The following is a 20,126-nucleotide window of genomic DNA, read 5'->3' on the forward strand; positions in this document are numbered from 1 at the left end:
TCTGTATGTATCCAGCTTAATCCGTTTTTTGCCATAAGGAAAATAAATCATTATAATGGTTATGATAAGTAAAGTGATATGATCGGTTTGGAGGAATGGGCTTTGGATCAATCTTTAATCGTATTTGTAACGGTCGCGGACAAACAAAACTTCACGCGAGCTGCTAAAGCACTGCACATGACTCAGCCTGCTGTAAGCCAGTATATTCAAACGCTGGAGCGTACCGTAGGAGCCCGGCTTTTGGAGCGAAGCAACAAATATGTGCGCTTAACCAAAGCCGGTGAAATCGTGTACCATCATGCCCAGGAGATTATCCGCTTGAACGCCCGAATGCAGTATTTGGTGGACGGGCTGATGAATACGGCACAAGGGAACCTGTCTATTGGTGCAAGCTACACGTATGGCGAATACGTCCTGCCGCATGTGATTGGTAAAATGAGAGTACAATATCCACTCATTCAGCCTTCCATTACGATTGGCAACACCCAAGAAATCGAAGAATTGGTTATCCGTAATCAGCTGGATGTAGGGATTATTGAAGGAGAGTTTCAGCATGATCATTTATATATTGAATCATTTGCTGATGATGAAATGTTTATCGTCGCCCCACCAAATCACCGTTTGGCTGACAAACCTCAAGTGGATTTAAGTGAGCTACAGGAGGACATCTGGATTCTGCGCGAAGAAGGCTCGGGAACCCGGGAAGCAGTTGAAAAGATGTTTGGACGATTTCAGTTCTCCCCTTCTCATATGATGGATTTTGGCAGCACGCAGATCATCAAGGAGTCTGTGGAAGCAGGCTTGGGGATTTCATTGCTGTCCCGATGGGTCATTCAGAAGGAACTCACTTTGGGTACATTAAAAATATTAGATATCCGTAATCTTCCGGTTATTCGGAAATTTTCTTTTCTGACCCCTACTGCGGTATTTGAGACCAAAGCGAGCAGCGTATTTTTGGAGATTTTGCGAGGGAATAGCGTGAAAAGGTAAAACTCAGAAGCAGAAAAAAAGCACCGATCAGGTGCTTTAACAACTAAAACTTTAACAAACTAAACACTATAACAAGTTGGGCATCCGGATCATGCCGACTATTACATCATTATATTCATATGATTATTTTATGAGGAGAGATGATCTTTTCCATGATACAGAAAATGGGAGAAATCAGCGTAGCTGCCTTGGAATTGTTGCATATCATGGGCGGCAATACCTACAAAGTTCCCGGTAAATCCACCGGATAAAAAGCTGATATCCTGCATTTCAAAAAAAGTCGCTTCCAGGCAGGTTCATCTCCGACTCCATAATAAAATTGTGCTTGGATTCCGTGGACTTCTACAGCCAAATGTACAGGAAGATCATCCTGAAGCGTAATCACTTGCGGAACTAACGTGAATGAATTTGCTTCACATCGCATCATACGCAGCACTTTTCCTAGCCCTTCTTCATAGCTAACATACGCATACAAATAATCCTCTTCATTGAGATACAGCAAAAGCCCCGCCATTTGCAAATAGCTTACAGGCTGATACTCCAGGGCTGTTTCTGCCCGGAAACGATGATCCGTTTGCCGAATGGCAAGCACGTGATGCTGAAACAGACTTTGTATCGATTCTCCAGCCCGAATTCGAAGATAGCCAGGGCGTTGGCTTAGCGAACTCCAACGATCATCTGCCAGTATACGCAATGTATTCCACGTTTTATCTAAAGCAGGTCCCTCGAAAAAATCTTCAAATATATAGCTCTGCTCTTACTTGACTGAGCAGGCACCTCCAGTTGAGGTGTATGGCCCCCAGCGGTTAAGCGCAGCCAGCCTTCATCATTCCAGTACACCTGCTGCAAGGCTGTTTCCCGCCCTAAATGCTTCCGCAGCAGCAAGTAGTACATATAGCCATATTCAAAGCGTAGGTCCTTCTCCCGTAATTACGCCTATTGTAGAAGTTAACGGAGTATACTACAGAACTGCTACGCTGCCACGAAATTATTCCTATGCACTGTCAAATTACCCTGGGGATACTTATAAAGTGGCGAGCGGAAATGTCACAGTCTCCGCCTCCGGTGTCGTAACAACCACCACTGCAACGAACGCAAGAGTCGAAATTTATGGCGGTAACGGTAAATTGAGAATGGTTTACACTGTTAAGGTATCCTAAGATTAAATAAGAGCATTTAAAAGAAGCACTGTTCGTTTAATACGGCAGTGCTTTTTTGCACTAAAAAAAGGTGTAGACGCAACTCCCAAACTCTTTTATGATGAAAATGGAGCGTAAAAACACGGCTCGGTTGGTAGTCCGGGCGTATTGGGTTATATTACCGATACAAGTAACCTTCCCCCTCGGGATGTCCATCGACTCCGTAACACTTTAAGAGGGGGTTTCATCATTATGAAGCTAACGGTATATTTCGAAAAACCTTATTGGGTCGGAGTAATCGAAACACAGGAAAAAGGCAAGATTCGGGCAGCAAGATATGTATTTGGATCGGAGCCGTCGGATGCCGAAGTACTGACATTCGTACAAAGCGACGAAATGTCCAATCTGACTGAACGCATGACAGTAGTAATCGAAGGAAAAACACCTCTTAATCACAGGGTTAACCCCAAACGTTTACAACGGTTGGCAGCTAAGGAAATACGTTCTCGCGGCACTAATACTTATGCGGAACAGGCAATCAAATTGCAGCTTGAACAGCATAAGGCTGAGAAGAGAACAATGAACCGTGAACGTCGTGAGGAAATTAAAGAGTACAAACGAGATATTGCTCGGCTTAAGGCAAAAGCTAAACATAGGGGCCGGTAATAGAACTTTATTTTTCTTGTAATTGCTACGTTCCTGTATAGATTGAGAAATTATCGTTCTTCAAACAAAGAGCTGTCCCGTAGCATTTAATGATCTGGGACAGCTCTTAATCTTTATATAAATTACCAAACGGAGCCTCGACACCATACCTGCTGGCAAGTGGGAATTTCCCGGTGGAAAGCTCAAACTTAATGAAACTTCAACGTTTTATCACACTTTCCTTCCGTTTTCTTTACCTCTATATACAACAAAAAAAACCCTTGCTTAGCAAGGGTTTTTGAGGAAATGGGCCCTGAGGGACTCGAACCCCCGACCAATCGGTTATGAGCCGACCGCTCTAACCAACTGAGCTAAGGGCCCTCAAAAAAATATGTATATTCACGCTACATATTCATAACAGCAACGTTAATTAATATACAACATTTTCTTGTGTTTCGTCAATAGTTTTTCAAATATTTTTTTATTTTAATATCATGGAATAAATCGGACACCATAACGTCCCTTGCGCGAGCGGTACACCTCCACTGCGCGGGGATCATTGTAGCCGTACATCCAGCCGTCATGCTCCAGCCTCTTTGCCAGACACCCGGCCTGAAATTTAGTTGTGTACAGTCTGCCATAGTAAACCCAATACATCCAAACTCCCTCTTTTCGCATGATGGTAGGAGTTAGTGTAACCGGATCGAATTCGATTTACACAGCTTTTAATCATAACAATCTACGCTGGATGACAACGAGTCAAAGCCGCACCTTAGTTCCGTTTCCTCAAGATGCCCTGCCTTATTTGCCAAAGGAAGCCGGGTCCTGACGCCAGGAACGCAGCAACTCCATCTCTTCCTCCTGAATGATTCCATCACGCAAGGCAACCTCCATCAAGGCCGTGTAATTAGACAAGGTTTGCAGCTTCACACCTGCCTCTTCAAAAGCTTGAGTCGCTTTGTCGAGCTGGTAGCTGAAAATAGCCAGTACTGCTAACGGCTCAGCACCTGCTTGTGCTACGGCCTGTGCTGCTTTAATGGAGCTCCCACCAGTAGAGATGAGGTCCTCGATAACCATAACCTTTTGTCCGGCACTGATTCGGCCTTCGATTTGGTTCTCTTTCCCGTGTCCTTTGGCTTTGTCCCTTACATAGGCCATCGGCAAATTCAGCTTTTGCGCCACCCAGGCCGCATGAGGAATCCCTGCTGTAGCTGTACCCGCAATGACTTCGGTTTCGGGATATTGCTCGCGTATAAGAGCAGCAAATGAGTCCGCGATCAGCTCACGCACCTCCGGGTAGGACATGGTAAGGCGATTGTCACAGTAGATTGGGGATTTAATACCTGATGTCCATGTAAAAGGCTGTTGTGGACGCAGTGCCACCGCCTGAATGCGTAACAAATGGGATGCAATTTGTTCTGGTATATTGTTTAATGTAGTCATACTTGGTTCATCTCCTCAATAATGTGTTGCGCTGCGGCGCGTGGGTCGGGTGCTGCCGTGATCGGCCGTCCAACGACAATGTAGCTGCTGCCTTGGGCAATGGCTTGTCCAGGTGTAAGGACACGTGACTGATCACCTGTGGCGCTGCCTGCCGGGCGGATGCCAGGGGTTATAGTTTTAAAGTCAGACCCGCATACGGCCCGAATCGCAGGCACTTCCAATGGGGACGCTACCACACCGTCCAGTCCCGCCTCACGGGTCAATTGTGCATAGCGAACGACCGCATCCTGTACCGTGCCAGGAATGCCCAGCTCCGTATTCATGGTCGCCTGGTCCGTGCTGGTCAGCTGTGTAACTGCAATAATGAGCGGCATGGCGAGCGAGCTGTTCGCAGAAATCGCAGCCTCGGCTCCGGCCCTGGCGGCTGACATCATACTGCGGCCTCCAGCCGCATGTACGTTGAACATATCCACCCCTAAGCGGGTAATACTCTCTGCCCCTCCCCGTACCGTGTTAGGGATATCATGCATTTTTAAATCCAGAAAAACGGAGTATCCTCTGGATTTTAGCTGTTCTACAAAAGCGGGTCCTGCGCTATAAAACAGCTGCATACCTACTTTTATATAACAGGGAATACCCTCCAGCTGCCGAATCAGCTGCTCTGCTTGCTGCGCATCCGGGTAATCTAACGCGATCATCAGCCGTCCTGCCATTTGCTGAAATGCTTCGTTCACCGTTCTACATCCCCTTTTCGCGTCGATTCGGGTGTATTTGCCCGTGATAAAGGACATCCGTCAGCAAAAGCCGATGAATGTCCTTTCTTGATTTACTTATTTTTCATGATCTCATTGTATCGCCTTAATTGCTCAATACCGGCATGGATTCGGACGTAAAATTAATCGTCTCCAGCATTCTTAGCAAGGCGCGCACCGTATCCAGCGAGGTCATGCAGACAATACCGTTTTCAACCGCTTCACGGCGGATGCGGAATCCGTCACGCTCTGGTGTTTTCCCTTTGGTCAGCGTATTGAAGACAAAGTTGGCTTCACCCGTGCGAATCATATCCAGGATGTTCGGATTGCCCTCACTCAGCTTGTTAATCGTGTTCACCGGAATGTTGGCCTGCTCCAGCGCAGCCGCCGTTCCACCTGTTGCAATAATTTTGTAGCCCAGTCTGTAAAAGCCCTGCATCAACTCGACAGCTTCTTCTTTATCTTTATCCGCTACGGTGATGATGATCGCACCGGTGGATGGGATTTTCATACCAGCACCCACAAGTCCTTTATACAGCGCTTTGGCATACTGAATATCACGGCCCATAACTTCACCTGTCGACTTCATTTCAGGCCCCAGCGTTGGCTCTACACGGCGCAGCTTGGCAAAGGAGAATACCGGAACCTTAACCGAGACATAGTTACTTTCAGGCCATAGACCTTCTGTGTAGCCTGCTTCCTTAAGCTTACCACCCAAAATAGCCTGTGTTGCCAGATTCGCCATCGGGATGTTCGTAACTTTGCTCAGGAAAGGAACCGTCCGCGAGGAGCGAGGGTTAACCTCGATGACATACACCTCGTCTTGATGAATAACGAACTGGATGTTTACCAGACCGATCGTTTTCAATTCCTTGGCAATGCTGATCGTAATATCCACGATTTTTTGCTTCAGCTCGGCAGACAAGTGCTGTGGCGGATATACCGCGATCGAGTCACCTGAGTGAACCCCGGCCCGTTCCACATGCTCCATAATGCCTGGTACGAGTACCGTTTCGCCATCACAGATGGCATCAACCTCAACCTCTTTGCCCAGCATGTAGCGGTCGATGAGCACAGGGTGTTCCGGATTGATTTTAACGGCTTCTTCCATGTACCGCAGCAATTCCGCATCCGAGTAGACAATTTCCATGGCGCGTCCGCCCAGGACGTAGGATGGACGTACCAGCACCGGATAACCCAGCGCCTGAGCGGTTCCTACCGCTTCATCTACAGAGGTGACCGTGTTGCCTTTTGGCTGTGCGATAGCCAGACGAGACAACAGTTGCTCGAACTTTTTCCGATCTTCCGCTTCGTCGATACTTTCCAGACTTGTGCCCAGAATGTTCACGCCTGCCGCACTCAGCGGAGCTGCGAGATTAATGGCCGTTTGGCCGCCAAATTGGACGATAACGCCGATCGGTTTTTCCTGCTCGATGACATTCATTACATCCTCGAAGAAAAGCGGCTCAAAGTAGAGGCGGTCGGATGTGTTAAAGTCGGTAGAAACGGTCTCCGGGTTATTATTAATGATGACTGCTTCGTAACCTGCCTTTTGAATAGCCCATACCGCATGTACGGTGGAGTAATCAAATTCAATTCCTTGCCCGATCCGAATTGGCCCGGAGCCAAGAACGATAACTTTCTCTTTGTTGGAAGGAATTACTTCGTTTTCCACCTCATAAGAGGAGTAGTAGTAAGGCGTTGTGGCTTCAAACTCGGCCGCACACGTATCTACCATTTTGTAGACAGGACGCAGGTTTTGACCCAGACGGAGCTCACGCACCTCACGCTCGGTTGTCAAATTGTTAGCAGTTTGACTCAGACTGCGAATCTCAGCGATAGAACGGTCGGTAAAGCCTTTGCGTTTGGCCTGATAAAGCGTTTCGTAAGTCAGCTCAGACTCTCCTGCAATGACAGCTTCAAACTTAACGATTTCTTCTACCTTATCAAGGAACCACCAGTCAATTTTCGTTAAATCCTGAATTTCCTGCTGCTGCCAGCCGCGGCGGAATGCCTCGGCTACCAAGAACAAACGCTCATCATCTGCTTTAATCAGACGTTCTTTAAGCACCTCATCAGACAGCTGATCGGCTCCCTTAAGATGTAAACGATGCACACCGATTTCCAGAGATCGTATCGCTTTATGGATAGATTCCTCGAACGTACGGCCAATGGCCATCACTTCACCTGTTGCTTTCATTTGCGTGCCCAGTTTGCGGTTGGCAGAAATGAATTTGTCGAACGGCCAGCGCGGTATTTTGCTCACGATGTAATCCAGTGTTGGCTCAAAGCAAGCATACGTTTGTCCCGTTACCGGATTCACGATTTCATCCAGTGTGTAGCCTAGCGCAATTTTGGCAGCCATTTTGGCAATCGGATATCCGGTTGCTTTGGAAGCCAGCGCTGAAGAGCGACTCACGCGCGGGTTGACTTCAATGACGTAGTATTGATAGCTGTGCGGATCAAGCGCAAACTGTACATTACAGCCGCCTTCAATATTGAGGGCGCGGATAATTTTCAGGGAAGCAGAGCGCAGCATCTGATACTCGCGATCTGACAGCGTCTGACTCGGCGCTACGACGATACTGTCGCCAGTATGCACGCCGACCGGGTCAAAGTTTTCCATATTGCAGACAACGATGCAGTTATCATTGCCGTCACGCATAACCTCATACTCGACTTCCTTCATGCCTGCAATGCTTTTTTCCACCAGACATTGTCCAATGGGACTGTACCGCAAGCCTGAGCTAACCGTTTCACGCAGTTCTTCTTCAGTCGAACAGATACCGCCCCCCGTACCTCCCAGCGTATAGGCAGGACGAACGATAATCGGATAACCGATCTCATTAGCAAAATCGAGGGATTCTTCTAATGTGGTAACAATTACACTTTCAGGTACAGGCTGTTCCAGCTCACGCATCAACTCACGGAACAGATCACGGTCTTCGGCTTTTTCTATCGAATTCAGTTGTGTTCCCAGCAATTTGACGTTTTCACGTTCCAACACTCCGGCGCGAGCCAGCTCTACCGCCATATTCAAACCTGTCTGTCCTCCCAGTGTAGGAAGCAGGCCGTCCGGACGCTCTTGACGGATAATCTGTGTTACAAAATCAAGTGTAATCGGCTCAATATATACTTTGTCAGCCATATTGGTGTCTGTCATGATGGTTGCCGGATTACTGTTGATCAGTACCACTTCGACGCCTTCTTCTTTGAGCGCTTGACAAGCTTGTGTACCAGCGTAATCAAATTCCGCTGCCTGGCCAATAACGATGGGACCGGAACCGATCACGAGTATTTTTTTTAGTTCTGTATTTTTCGGCATATTAGCGCTCTCCTCTCACTGCGGCGGCGATAACAGCCTGACGCGGTTGCTTTGGTTGATTTCTCTTGTGCTCACGGATCATGTCCAGGAAGCGATCAAACAGGTAGCCATTATCATAAGGTCCTGGCGCAGCCTCTGGATGGTATTGCACGGAAAACGCAGGATACTTGGTATGTTTAAGACCTTCAATCGTCTTATCGTTGTTATTAATGTGTGTCACTTCAAGGTCGGTTCCCTTAATCGAATCCTCATTCACTGTGTAGCCGTGATTTTGTGAGGTAATAAAGCAGCGTCCGCTCTCCAGTTCTTTTACCGGATGATTACCACCGCGATGTCCGAATTTCAGCTTCTCCGTATCCGCTCCCGAAGCAAGCGCAAACAGCTGATGTCCCAAGCAAATTCCGAAGATCGGGTATTCTCCTAACAATTCAGCTACCGTACGAACAGCATGTGGTACGTCTTTCGGATCTCCAGGGCCGTTAGACAGCTGGATACCGTCCGGGTTAAGACGGCGGATTTCCTCAGCCGTCGTATCATGCGGAACGACAACCACATCGCAGTCCCGTTTATTCAGTTCGCGCAAGATGCCGCTTTTGGCACCATAATCAATCAATACGATCCGCTCGCCGTTGCCAGGACTGCTGTACGGATGAGGTGTGGAAGTCAAAGGCACCTGATTACGCAGTTCTTCAATGGTCAGGTCAGCCATCATTTCTTTCAGTTCTTCCAGCGGCTGAGAGCCAGTTGTTAAAATGCCCTTCATCGTGCCATGATGGCGAATAATCCGGGTAAGCATACGGGTGTCGATGTCGCTAATGCCAATGATGCCATATTCCTTCAGCAAATCGCCTACGCTGTATTGAGCGCGCCAGTTGCTTGGCACCGGCTCGTAATGTCGAACAGCAAAGCCGTGAACATAAGGCCGTACCGATTCAAAATCATCACGAGTAATTCCGTAATTGCCAATCAGCGGGTAAGTCATTGTTACGATTTGTCCGCAATAAGAGGGATCCGTCAGCACCTCCTGATAGCCTGTAATCCCTGTGTTGAAAACGACCTCGCCTGTTTTTTCACCTTCCGCACCAAATGATGTGCCTGTAAACAGCGTGCCGTCCTGAAGCAACAATCTTGCCTGCATCCCGTCTCACTCCTCTGTATTGTTTCTTGCTATAAGGTCTATTTTTTTGAATAAATTATATTTTCAGTTTGCTTGGTCAGCAGACCATACCAGCTTGCCGTCTACCCAGGTTTTTACGGGCCAGCCTTTGAGCTTCCAGCCTGTAAAAGGAGTGTTGCGGCCTTTGCTGGCAAACGTTTGCGGATCAACTGCCTGCTCCTGCTCCAAATCAATCATGGTCAGGTCGGCGGGTGCTCCTTCTTCCAAACGTCCTGTATTAAGGCGGAAGACACGCGCCGGGTCAGCCGTCATACGGCGTACCAGAAAGTCCAGTGTCCATTGACCGGTTGCTACAAATTTCGTGTACAGCAGCGGAAAGGCGGTCTCAAATCCGACAATACCGAAAGGCGCCAGTTCCATACCTTTTGCCTTCTCTTCCTCGCTGTGTGCCGCATGGTCGGTTACGATAATGTCAATCGTGCCATCCTCCAGTCCTTCGATACATGCCTGCACATCACGCGGAGAGCGTAATGGAGGATTCATTTTCCAATTCGCATCCAGCCCGGGAATGTCCTCATCGGACAATACCAAGTGGTGCGGGCATACCTCCGCAGTTACCTTGATGCCAAAAGATTTCGCATGGCGAATCAACCGTACCGACTGCTCTGTGCTGACATGACATACATGATAATGTGCCCCGGTTGCCTCGGATAGCAGAATGTCCCGTCCGACATGAATCGCCTCGGATTCGTTCGGTATACCCTTAAGCCCGTGACGCTTGGCAAATTCACCGTCTGTCACCGCTGCTCCTTCCACAAGCGTGTTATCCTCACAGTGAGCAATAACCGGCATATCCAACGCTTTGGCCCGGGCCATGGCGTCCTTCATCATTTGTGCACTCTGCACCCCTACACCGTCGTCGGTAAAACCAATTGCGCCTGCCGCCTTGAGTGCTTCAAAATCCGTCAGCTCGCGTCCCAGCTCGTTTTTGGTAATGGCTGCGTAAGGAAGGACCTTGGCAAGCCCGGCTTCCTCACCCTTTTTCAGTACCAGCTGAACCGTGTCCACATTGTCCGTGACCGGGCGTGTGTTCGGCATACAGGCAATCGTCGTAAAACCACCTTTGACCGCTGCATGACTACCGGTTGCAATTGTTTCTTTATATTCAAAGCCAGGTTCTCTCAGATGCACATGCATGTCGATTAAACCAGGGATAACCAGCTTGCCCTGAGCGTCGATTTTTTCGACTTCCAGCTCTTGCTCAGATTTCCCTTCTTCTATAAGCAGGCTGGCTCCAGCTTCGGCATTTGTGATCGCTAAAATTTTTCCGTCGGCGATCAGAATAGATTTTAATTCAGGCTCGCCTTGCTCATTCAATACACTTGCATTCATAATTAATTGTTTCATGTGAAATGTTCCTCCGCTCAGGTTTTCTGCGACTTTTCCTACGATTCTGCTGACAGCTCTACAGCTTCATTGCCCGTTCCATAACCGCCATGCGGATCGGAACCCCGTTTGCCATCTGTGGGAAAATCCGTGATTGTTCACTTTCCACAACTGAACTGTCGATCTCCACATTCCGATTGACTGGAGCCGGATGCATAATGATCGTTCCGGGCTTAAGACTTGCTGCTCTTTCCTCTGTCAAACCATACTGCTCTCGGTACTCATCCGCCGAGCGCAGCATACCTTCGGCATGCCGTTCGAGCTGTACCCGAAGCATCATGACCACATCAGCCTGCAATGCTTTTTGCATGGGTACATAAGGCGCGTGCGCCGCAAGATCAGATGCCTGCATATTATTTGGCGCGCAGAAGCTGACCTTTGCTCCAAATTTTTGCAGGGCCCACAGATTCGAACGAGCCACACGGCTGTGCAGAATGTCTCCAATGATTGATACGTTTAAGCCTTTAAGCTCACCGAAAGCTTTGCGCATGGTGTACAGGTCTAGCAGTGCCTGCGTCGGGTGCTCATTGTTGCCATCCCCTGCATTAACCAGTGGGACGTTAACCTTCTCAGCGAGCTCTTGCAGCACCCCGGCTGGTTTTAGCCGGATAACTCCAGCATCAATGCCCATGGATTCGAGCGTGCGTACTGTATCGTAAATGGACTCCCCTTTTTCCACACTGGAAGCCGCAGCAGAAAAGTTCAGCACCTGAGCGCCCAGCCGCTTTTCCGCCATTTCAAAAGAAAAGCGTGTGCGTGTACTGTTTTCAAAAAACATGTTGGCCGCGAAGCGTGACTGTAATACCGGAATCAGCTTTTGCGGCTGTGATTCCCAATAATGAGCGCGATCCAGAATGGACTCGATTTCATTGCGGCTCATTTCTTTTAATCCGAGCAGGCTACGTTCTCTAAGTTGACTGGCTGTTGTGATCATTCCTGTTCCCCCCGGTTCTGATTGATCGTCACTTCGTCCTTGCCGTCCGTCTCCTGAAGCGAAACTACGATTTCCTCGGATTTGGAAGTCGGGATGTTCTTGCCGATGTAATCCGGACGAATCGGAAGCTCACGGTGTCCGCGATCCGCCAGCACTGCCAGCTGAATCATTTGCGGGCGTCCGCAGTGCATCAATGCATCCATCGCCGCGCGAATAGTGCGGCCTGTGTACAGCACATCGTCAAAGAGAATGACTTTCTTATCATGAACCAAAACGTCAGCAGGATTCATCAAAAGCTCTTTTCCATTTCCTTTGGTTTTACTAACGCTGCTCCGGTCATCCCGGTAAGCTGTGACATCCAGCTCTCCCCATGGAATCGGCGCACCTTCGATTTCGGCAATTTTCTCAGCCAGACGCTGCGCCAAATGAACCCCGCGTGTTCGAATTCCTACTAGGACACAATCATCAATACCTTTGTTTTTCTCCAAAATTTCATGTGCAATCCGTGTTAATGCCCGACGAATCGCAATTTCGTCCATCAGTACATGTGTTTCATTACTCATGCTCCCAGCCTCCTCAGGTAATGTTCCCTTCAGACCTGGTCCCGTGTTCGGATACAAAAAAGACTCCTTGCCCAAGTTTGGCAAGGAGTCTCGTATGAACAGTCTTCCACCGTTCTCCGATCTCTCGGACACACTGAAGTCATACCGCCGCAGCGGATGCACTGATCAGTGATCCATTCACGTTACCTTGCCAGCCTCACGGGACTGATTTAAAGGTGCTATTCAGGATTTTCTTTATCCAGCTTCTCATAGTGTGAGATGGTAGCCATCTCTTGGACAAAGTTCATCGCAACTACAAGAAGTATGACAGATCGAAAATCATGTGTCAACACCTGTTTAACCGGAACCACCGGAAGCACTTTAATAATTATACAACTTCATTGTATAATTATCCATAGTTGTTTTTACCCATACCTTGCCCAAACAATAAAAAAACCGCCAATTAGGCGGTTTTTTCTAATAATTTATTCAGGTTTTTGAATACGAATACAGAACTTCGTTGATTTTAGCGACTACGCAAAGACGCCAAAACATCTTCCATATCGGGAGGAATGGGTCTGCTGAACTCCATATACTCGCCAGTGGCTGGATGCTTAAAGCCCAACACCGCTGCATGCAGCGCCTGACCATTCATGCGAACCCCTTTGCTGCGTCCATACATAGGGTCACCCACCAAAGGATGCCCAATAAATTTCATGTGTACACGAATTTGATGTGTGCGCCCTGTCTCCAATTGAAGCTCAAGCAGGGTGTAATCCCCCAAACGCTCAATGACGAGAAAATGGGTGACTGCATGCTTGCTGTTTCGTTCCGTCACGGTGAACAATTTACGATCACCTGAATCACGACCTATAGGAGCATCAACCGTTCCCTGATCGTGGCTCAAATGACCGTGAACCAAAGCTATATATTTACGCGTAACGCTGTGTTCCTTTAGCTGTGCTGCCAGCGAAGCATGAGCCTGGTCATTTTTGGCCGCCATTATGAGTCCTGATGTATCTTTATCAATACGGTGAACGATACCCGGACGCAATTCCCCGTTAATGCCGGAGAGATCATGACAGTGATACATCAGCGCATTGACCAATGTTCCTGAAGTATGTCCTGGTGCGGGATGCACGACCAGACCGCGCTGTTTGTTAATGACAATCACGTCCGAATCCTCGTAGACAATATCCAACGGAATATTTTCGGGTATAATATCGACATTCTCTGGCTCCGGTACGGACAATTCAATACGATCTCCTTCAGCCAGCTTGTAATTGGCTTTGATTGCGGAGCCATTGACCAGCACCCGACCGTTTCCGATCCACAGCTGTATCTGAGAACGGGACACATCCTCCATTTTTTCGGCGATATATTTATCTATACGCGTTTTGGCATCAACAGATTCCGCTGTCCATTCCAGGGATTCACTCTCCAGCTCCTCCTCGTAAGACAGACCTGTGGCTTCACTGTTTTCATTCGTTTCTTTCATGCTACGACTTCCCTTCAATGCTTTCATTGCCATTTTCTTTGTTCCGACGCGACTCCAGTAATGTATCCAAAATAATCAGGGCTACACCGATGACAATCGCCGAATCTGCCACATTAAAGATCGGAAACGTATAACTTCCAAAATTGAATTGTGCAAAATCGACCACTTCTCCTGAAATAGCCCGATCCAAAAAGTTACCGACTGCGCCTCCAAGCACCAAGCTTAGTGCTACAGGAAGCAATTTCTGACCAGCCTTCACCGTTTTTCGCAAGTACCATACGATGCCGATCACTACTACAATTGTAATCACGATAAAAAGCCAACGTTGACCTTCCAAAATCCCAAAAGCGGCTCCACGATTACGATGGGACGTGATTAAAAAGAAGTTGCCAATCACCGGTATTTGCTCGTACAATTCCATCCGCGTAGCCACCAAATATTTGACTCCCTGGTCAATCAAAAAAATAATTAGCGCAATACCAAAATAAATCACGGTCCTTCGTCACTCCGATCTGCTTATATCCGTTGTCGAACCCATTTATTGTAGCATAAGCCTTCTCAGATCGTCCACGAGTCCCATGAGCTCGCAAGTACAGTTTTGAGTAGAATTTCCTACTGTAAAAGAGGTCTTTCCGGTGCAAACTACAAGGAGCATCCCCGAGACAATGCATATGCATCTTAATCTAAAGCAAGGAGAGGATTCCATGTCCCCATTGACGGAGCAACAATTGCAGGGATTGCGTAACGAACTGCTGCAACGCAAAAAAGAGATTGAGCATCGTTTGCAGGACAACGATCACTACGGACTCGGTGATTCCCAACGCGAGCAGACCGGCGAGCTATCCCCGATTGATAATCATCCAGGCGATCTGGCAACCGAAACATACGAGCGAGCCAAGGACATTTCCTTACTGGAGCACGACGAATTCCAGTTGGAACGTATCGAATCAGCCATGATGGCGATGGAAAAGGGTACGTACGGCATTTGTGCCGCCTGTGGCAAACCCATTCCTTATGAGCGCCTGCTGGCTGTTCCCTATACCATTTACTGCAAAGAGCATAACCCTGAAACAGAGGTGTCCAACCGCCGTCCAATCGAGGAGGAATTTCTGGCCCCCGCATTCGGCAGAACGAGTCTGGATGAACGTGAAGATCAAAACGGATTTGACGGTGAAGATGCTTGGCAAATCGTTGAAAGTTGGGGTACATCTAATACCCCAGCTATGGCGGAAAGTGGAGAAATCCATCGCTATGATGATATGGAAATTGAAGCAGGCGATGATAATATGGGCTTCGTAGAGCCATACGAAAGCTTTATCGCTACTGACATTTATGGAAAAAATATATCCGTTGTTCGCAGCTCCATTTATCAGCGTTATCTAGAAAACGGCGAGGGTGAAGGTCTGCTGGAGCCGGATATGACGGACGAAGATGAAGCATAAACTTAGATTAAAACATAATATCTGTAATCTAGTAGGTGGTAAGCTCCAGCTGTCGCTGTACAATCCGTACGATATCAGCAATATAATCACCGATAATCGGTAAATTCAGCGCACCGAGTACTTGCAGCACATAAATAATGGTGGCTGCAAAAAAAGTAAAGCCTAGAGCAATGCCGACTCCACGGGATATACCTGATATTAAATTCAACCAGAGTAATCTCCAAGGCCTATTTAGCAGCAGAGCGTAATCGGCAATACGTGTCCGTTCCATCTGCTCTGACACAGCATGTATCAACTTTTCTACACGATTTAGCTTCTCTGCCTGATTACCTGCTGCACTTTTATCTGCGGCTTTGGCAGCTTCTCCCTCGTTCATTTTTTGGCGACTGATTCCCTGTCTGCGCCTTGATCGTGCCGTCATCTGCACAATCCCCCTTTTTCCATGGCTGCCCTGAACGCAGCAAACGAGCCGAAGCACGTAACGGAGAAGATCCGTTTTCGATGCTTAGGCTCGTTTTTATACGCTGCCTGTTCTTGTATTATGGGACAGGGGGCTTGTAATTATTCCCCAATATGAACGCTGATCGTTTTACCGTTCACTTCCACACGCTCTGCTGGCTCTGCCTGACCGAATGTCACGGTAGTAACCAATACGTTTTCACGCAGTACAGAATCGAAGCTTTCGATTGCTTGACGCAGCTCGTCATCTACATCCAGCGTCAGTGCCACGTATTTTTCAATCGGCAGATCCAGCTTTTTACGATAATCCTGCACCGCGCGGACCACTTCACGTACCCAGCCTTCCTGCTCCAGCTCAGGCGTAATGTCCGTGTTCAACGCGACCGTTAATCCATAACCGGAAGCAGATGCAAAGCCTTCTTTCGCTTTTTTCTCCACCAGCAATTCCTCGGCCGTAACTTGTAGCTCCTCTCCTTCCGGAGAAGTCACGTTCAGCGCCCCTTGCTCTACTACCGAACGAGTATCCTCGGCAGACATGCCTTTGAAAAAGTTTTGCAGGAAGCCGACATTTTTGCCGTATTTCTTACCCGCTACCTTCAAATTCAGCTTTAGTGTAAAATCTACAAAACCGCTATCGTCCGTCTCAACATGAATATGCTTCACATTGATCTCATCTTTGATGATTTCCTCGTAGCCACTCAGTTCAAAATCCTGATCCATCGACAAAATCAACTCGGACAACGGCTGACGCGTTTTTAAACCCGTTTCGTTGCGGACGTTGCGCGCCAATTCTACTACTCGACGTGCCGTTTCCATATCACGCTCCAATTCCAGATCAATCAAGGATTCATTGGCAGTTGGATAATCATCCAGATGAACACTTTCCCCATTGCTCAGATTGAGATAAATATCCTCTGCGAGCAGCGGTGTGAACGGTGCAAGCAGCTTGGCTGTCGTCAACAGCACTTCAGTCAATGTGCGATACGCAGCGAGCTTATCCTCTGTAAGGCCGTTGCCCCAGAATCGATCGCGTGAACGACGGATATACCAGTTGCTCAGCTCATCTACGAACGATTCTATCGCTTTGGAAGAATTCAGGAAATCATTTACAGACAAAGCTTTGTCCACTACCAAAATCAGGCTGTTCAGACGGGACAAAATCCAGCGATCCAGCTTATGGGCCGACGGCTTGAACGGATGCTGTGCCGGATCAAAGCCGTCGATATCTGCATACAAGGTCAAGAAAGCATGTGTATTGACAAGCGTATCTACCAGCTTCGATTTGGCTTCGCCTACAATGCCTTTGGAAAAACGCTTGCTATTCCATGGTGCACTATCGGACAGCAATGCCCAACGGAAAGCATCTGTACCGTACTCGTCAATCACTTCCCATGGATCAATCACATTGCCCTTGGATTTGGACATTTTTTGACCCTGCTCATCCAGTACGTGACCTGTTGCCATCACTGCCTTGTAAGGAGCTTTGCCAGTCAGCATGGTCGAAACCGCGAGCAGGCTGTAGAACCAGCCACGAGTTTGGTCAATCCCTTCACAGATCATATCTGCCGGGAATTGCTGTTGGAACGTTTCATTATTTTCAAATGGATAATGATGCTGTGCAAACGGCATGGAGCCGCTATCGAACCATACGTCGATCACTTCCGGCGTACGAGTCATTTCATACTTGCCGCATTTACTACGCACCTTAATATCATCTACATATGGCTTGTGCAGCTCAATATCCGATGGTACGTCGCCAATCGCACGTTCCCGCAACTCGGCAATACTATGCGGTGCGAACTGTTCTCCAGTCTCCTCACACACCCAGATATTCAGCGGTGTACCCCAATAGCGGTCGCGGCTGATGTTCCAATCCACCAACTCTTCCAAAAACTTGCCGAAGCGTCCTTCGCGTACATGGCCCGGATACCATTCGACTTCGCTGTTGTTGGCAATCAATTGATCCTTAATCGCGGTTGTTTTGATAAACCAGCTGTCCATAGCGTAATACAACAGCGGAGTATCACAACGCCAGCAGAACGGATAGCTATGCTCGTATTTTTCCTTGCTGTACAGCAAGCCTTTCTCAGACAGCATCTTAACAATATCCACATCACAGTCCTTCACAAAACGGCCTGCAAAGTCAGTAATTTCCTTTACATAGTTACCTTGGAGATCCACCACATTGATGAATCCAACGCCATTTTCACGGCATACACGATAATCATCCTCACCATGAGCCGGAGCCATATGAACGATACCTGTACCGCTGGAGTCTGTTACAAATTTTGCTCCCAAAATTTGATTACCTTTCTCAACCTGGAAATACGTAAATGGCGGGGTATAAGTCTGGCCAACCAGTTCTGAACCGGACAGCGTGCCAAGCACTTCATGATCGCCTTTAATTACGTCCTCAACCAGATTTTTAGCAACGATATATACGCCGTCTTCCTGCTTCACACGTGCATATTCCAGCTCAGGGTTAACGGCAAGCGCTACGTGGCTCGGCAAGGTCCAAGGTGTTGTCGTCCAGGCCAGTACATATTCACCACTACTATGCAGCTTGAATTTGGCCGTTGCGCTCAAATCCTTAACATCTTTATAGCCCTGTGCCACTTCATGAGAACTCAGTGTGGTCTGGCAATCCGGGCAATACGGACTCACACGGTGACCACGATACAGCAGTCCTTTTTCATGAATGGTCGCCAAAATGTTCCATACACTCTCGATATAGTTGTTATCCAGCGTAATATACGGGTGATCAAGGTCTGTCCAGTATCCGATGGCTTCGGTCAGATCACGCCATTGCTGCTCGTACTCAAACACGCTTGCTTTACATTTTTTAATGAACTTCTCAACGCCGTATTCTTCAATTTCAGGCTTGTGGGAGATACCCAGTTGTTTTTGCACACCTAATTCGACTGGCAGGCCATGCGTATCCCAACCCGCTTTGCGTACAACGCGATATCCCTTCATTGTCTGATAGCGGCCGACGAAATCCTTAATTACACGCCCCAGCACGTGACCGATATGCGGTTTACCGTTGGCAGTTGGTGGACCTTCATAAAATACAAAATTTGGTTTCCCCTCACGATTTGTGATGGATTTACGGAAGGTGTTCTCTTCTTTCCATTTGTGCAGGATGCGCAGGTCGCGGGACCGTGCTTTTTCTTTAACATCCACTCTGTTCATAATGTCATTCTCCTTCTCTGCTCATCATTCTAATTGCTGTAGCGTTTCCCAAAAAAGCAACAAAAAAAGCCCCATCCCTGTAGAGGGACGAGGCTGTGCTCGCGTTACCACCCTGATTCCATAAACAGACCCTTCTACAAAAAAAGGTACTGTTACGGCTCTCTGAGCCCTACTCAACTACAGCAGGGCGCCATTGTAACGTATGGCAAACGGTAATTGCTTACACACGCCGTAAAAATCAAGCGCTTCAGCTTACTTCTCCGGGAGGATCTTCGGTCATGTTCTGAACGTTGGCTTGCACCAAGAGGCCAACTCTCTGAGGAACAAATCATGACGTACTCGTTCCCATCAACGAATTATACATGTTCAATTCATCGGGGTATTGTATCAGCAGCATCACCGCTGACTTGAATAATAACCCTTAGCCGATGCACGATTAGTGGTTATATTCAGTATAGTATTTACAGTTATAGCCTGTTTGCAGATAAAAGTCAACCCTGACGAAGCCTATTAAACGCTGTCAGAAAAGACAATTAGTAAATCTCCTTCATTTCACGCTCGCGCTCCAGCACTTCACGTTCCCGGTTTTCAAGCGCTTCCCAGCCGTCCTGACTTAACAGATCAAGCTGCGCCTCCACCAGTGTACGAAAACGTGCCCGGTAAATCGAAGCCTGCTTCTTCAGCTCTTCAACCTCCAAAGCAATTTTGCGGGATTTGGCCAATGCTTCGTTTACAATGCGATCCGCATTTTTTTCCGCTTCCTTTACGATCAGCTGGGATTCCTTCTTGGCGTTGTTACGAACTTCATCCGCCGCTTCCTGCGCCACGATAATCGTCTTACCCAGCGTATCTTCAATCGTCGCGAAATGGTCAAGCTTCTCCTGTACGTTCAGCAACTCAGTGCTCAATTCTTTATTTTCACGAATAACCGCTTCATAATCTTTGATCACCTGATCCAAAAATTCATTGACCTGATCCTCATCATAACCACGAAGCCGGCGGGCAAATTCCTTATTATGTATATCCAATGGCGTTAATGGCATGCCGTCCACCTCCTATAAGATTGACAAAAAATACATGTTCCGCGTCACGACGCTCACTATCATCTATCGGTCATCATACCCCGATTTGTGAATACTGTACAGAGCAAAATCGTTCCAGTTCTATGCTTTAGCTTAATTCTTTCGACACAAAGCTCGTGA

The 20,126-nt window shown here is 47.8% G+C and carries 17 protein-coding genes, 1 tRNA gene, 1 pseudogene and 1 other annotated feature; of the genes and pseudogenes, 4 read left to right on the top strand and 15 right to left on the bottom strand.

Going from position 1 to position 20,126, the window contains the following annotated elements; all coding sequences use genetic code 11:
* The first annotated feature begins 102 nt into the window (after window positions 1-102).
* A complete protein-coding gene (locus L693_RS0100615; RefSeq protein WP_025715608.1) occupies window positions 103-990 on the top strand; it encodes a LysR family transcriptional regulator in 888 nt (295 codons plus the stop codon).
* A 128-nt stretch (window positions 991-1,118) separates the two neighbouring features.
* Here the strand turns inward: L693_RS0100615 and L693_RS27535 are convergent.
* Window positions 1,119-1,857, bottom strand: a pseudogene (locus tag L693_RS27535) (glycoside hydrolase family 43 protein); the annotation flags it as partial.
* Here L693_RS27535 and L693_RS30930 point away from each other — a divergent pair.
* Window positions 1,842-2,150 (top strand): hypothetical protein, encoded by a 309-nt coding sequence (locus tag L693_RS30930; RefSeq protein WP_081752058.1) that lies wholly within the window; start codon window positions 1,842-1,844, stop codon window positions 2,148-2,150. The pseudogene L693_RS27535 and the gene L693_RS30930 sit on opposite strands and share 16 nt — an antisense overlap.
* 231 nt (window positions 2,151-2,381) lie before the next feature.
* Window positions 2,382-2,795, top strand: coding sequence for a YjdF family protein (locus L693_RS0100630; protein WP_025715611.1), 414 nt, complete (start codon window positions 2,382-2,384; stop codon window positions 2,793-2,795).
* 286 nt (window positions 2,796-3,081) lie between these two features.
* Here L693_RS0100630 and L693_RS0100635 read toward each other — a convergent pair.
* From L693_RS0100635 to lspA, 11 genes are all read right to left on the bottom strand, one after another.
* Window positions 3,082-3,155: transfer RNA gene (locus L693_RS0100635), tRNA-Ile, on the bottom strand.
* A 111-nt stretch (window positions 3,156-3,266) separates the two neighbouring features.
* Window positions 3,267-3,431 (bottom strand): hypothetical protein, encoded by a 165-nt coding sequence (locus L693_RS30370; RefSeq protein ID WP_010345444.1) that lies wholly within the window; start codon window positions 3,429-3,431, stop codon window positions 3,267-3,269.
* Between the two features lie 144 nt (window positions 3,432-3,575).
* The gene (pyrE, locus tag L693_RS0100645) at window positions 3,576-4,217 is read right to left on the bottom strand and encodes an orotate phosphoribosyltransferase (RefSeq protein WP_025715612.1); all 642 of its coding nucleotides are present in this window, start codon (window positions 4,215-4,217) and stop codon (window positions 3,576-3,578) included.
* Window positions 4,214-5,008 carry an orotidine-5'-phosphate decarboxylase gene (pyrF, locus tag L693_RS0100650; RefSeq protein ID WP_081752056.1) on the bottom strand — a complete coding sequence of 265 codons (795 nt, stop codon included), beginning with the start codon at window positions 5,006-5,008 and terminating at the stop codon, window positions 4,214-4,216. Before pyrF ends, pyrE begins: the two co-directional genes overlap by 4 nt.
* Window positions 5,009-5,075: 67 nt before the next feature.
* On the bottom strand, window positions 5,076-8,294 hold the full coding sequence (gene carB / locus L693_RS0100655) for a carbamoyl-phosphate synthase large subunit (RefSeq protein ID WP_025715614.1): 3,219 nt from the start codon (window positions 8,292-8,294) through the stop codon (window positions 5,076-5,078).
* Between the two features lies 1 nt (window position 8,295).
* Window positions 8,296-9,432, bottom strand: coding sequence for a glutamine-hydrolyzing carbamoyl-phosphate synthase small subunit (gene carA / locus L693_RS0100660; protein ID WP_025715615.1), 1,137 nt, complete (start codon window positions 9,430-9,432; stop codon window positions 8,296-8,298).
* Window positions 9,433-9,495: 63 nt separating this feature from the next.
* A complete protein-coding gene (locus L693_RS0100665) occupies window positions 9,496-10,818 on the bottom strand; it encodes a dihydroorotase (RefSeq protein ID WP_025715616.1) in 1,323 nt (440 codons plus the stop codon).
* A 58-nt stretch (window positions 10,819-10,876) separates the two neighbouring features.
* A complete protein-coding gene (locus L693_RS0100670; RefSeq protein WP_025715617.1) occupies window positions 10,877-11,791 on the bottom strand; it encodes an aspartate carbamoyltransferase catalytic subunit in 915 nt (304 codons plus the stop codon).
* A complete protein-coding gene (pyrR, locus tag L693_RS0100675) occupies window positions 11,788-12,354 on the bottom strand; it encodes a bifunctional pyr operon transcriptional regulator/uracil phosphoribosyltransferase PyrR (RefSeq protein WP_025715618.1) in 567 nt (188 codons plus the stop codon). The genes L693_RS0100670 and pyrR overlap by 4 nt, the downstream gene beginning before the upstream one ends.
* A 505-nt stretch (window positions 12,355-12,859) precedes the next feature.
* A complete protein-coding gene (locus L693_RS0100680; RefSeq protein ID WP_025715619.1) occupies window positions 12,860-13,831 on the bottom strand; it encodes an RluA family pseudouridine synthase in 972 nt (323 codons plus the stop codon).
* A gap of 1 nt (window position 13,832) precedes the next feature.
* Window positions 13,833-14,324, bottom strand: a complete 492-nt coding sequence (gene lspA / locus L693_RS0100685; RefSeq protein ID WP_025715620.1) for a signal peptidase II — start codon at window positions 14,322-14,324, stop codon at window positions 13,833-13,835.
* 211 nt (window positions 14,325-14,535) lie between these two features.
* On the opposite strand from lspA, the gene L693_RS0100690 reads away from it, so the two are divergent.
* Complete coding sequence (locus L693_RS0100690) at window positions 14,536-15,273, top strand: TraR/DksA C4-type zinc finger protein (protein WP_025715621.1); 738 nt, start codon at window positions 14,536-14,538, stop codon at window positions 15,271-15,273.
* A gap of 28 nt (window positions 15,274-15,301) precedes the next feature.
* On the opposite strand, the gene L693_RS0100695 is transcribed toward L693_RS0100690, so the two are convergent.
* The 3 genes from L693_RS0100695 to L693_RS0100705 form a co-directional block, all read right to left on the bottom strand.
* On the bottom strand, window positions 15,302-15,694 hold the full coding sequence (locus L693_RS0100695) for a DUF5665 domain-containing protein (protein ID WP_081752057.1): 393 nt from the start codon (window positions 15,692-15,694) through the stop codon (window positions 15,302-15,304).
* Window positions 15,695-15,834: 140 nt separating this feature from the next.
* Entirely contained in the window at window positions 15,835-18,924 is a 3,090-nt protein-coding gene (gene ileS, locus L693_RS0100700) for an isoleucine--tRNA ligase (RefSeq protein ID WP_025715623.1), read from the bottom strand.
* 80 nt (window positions 18,925-19,004) lie between these two features.
* Window positions 19,005-19,285 (bottom strand) — a binding site (T-box leader).
* Between the two features lie 172 nt (window positions 19,286-19,457).
* A complete protein-coding gene (locus tag L693_RS0100705; RefSeq protein WP_025715624.1) occupies window positions 19,458-19,967 on the bottom strand; it encodes a DivIVA domain-containing protein in 510 nt (169 codons plus the stop codon).
* Between the last annotated feature and the right edge of the window lie 159 nt (window positions 19,968-20,126).

It is taken from the genome of Paenibacillus sp. 1-18 (assembly GCF_000520755.1).
Classification (GTDB): Bacteria; Bacillota; Bacilli; order Paenibacillales; family Paenibacillaceae; genus Paenibacillus; species Paenibacillus brasilensis.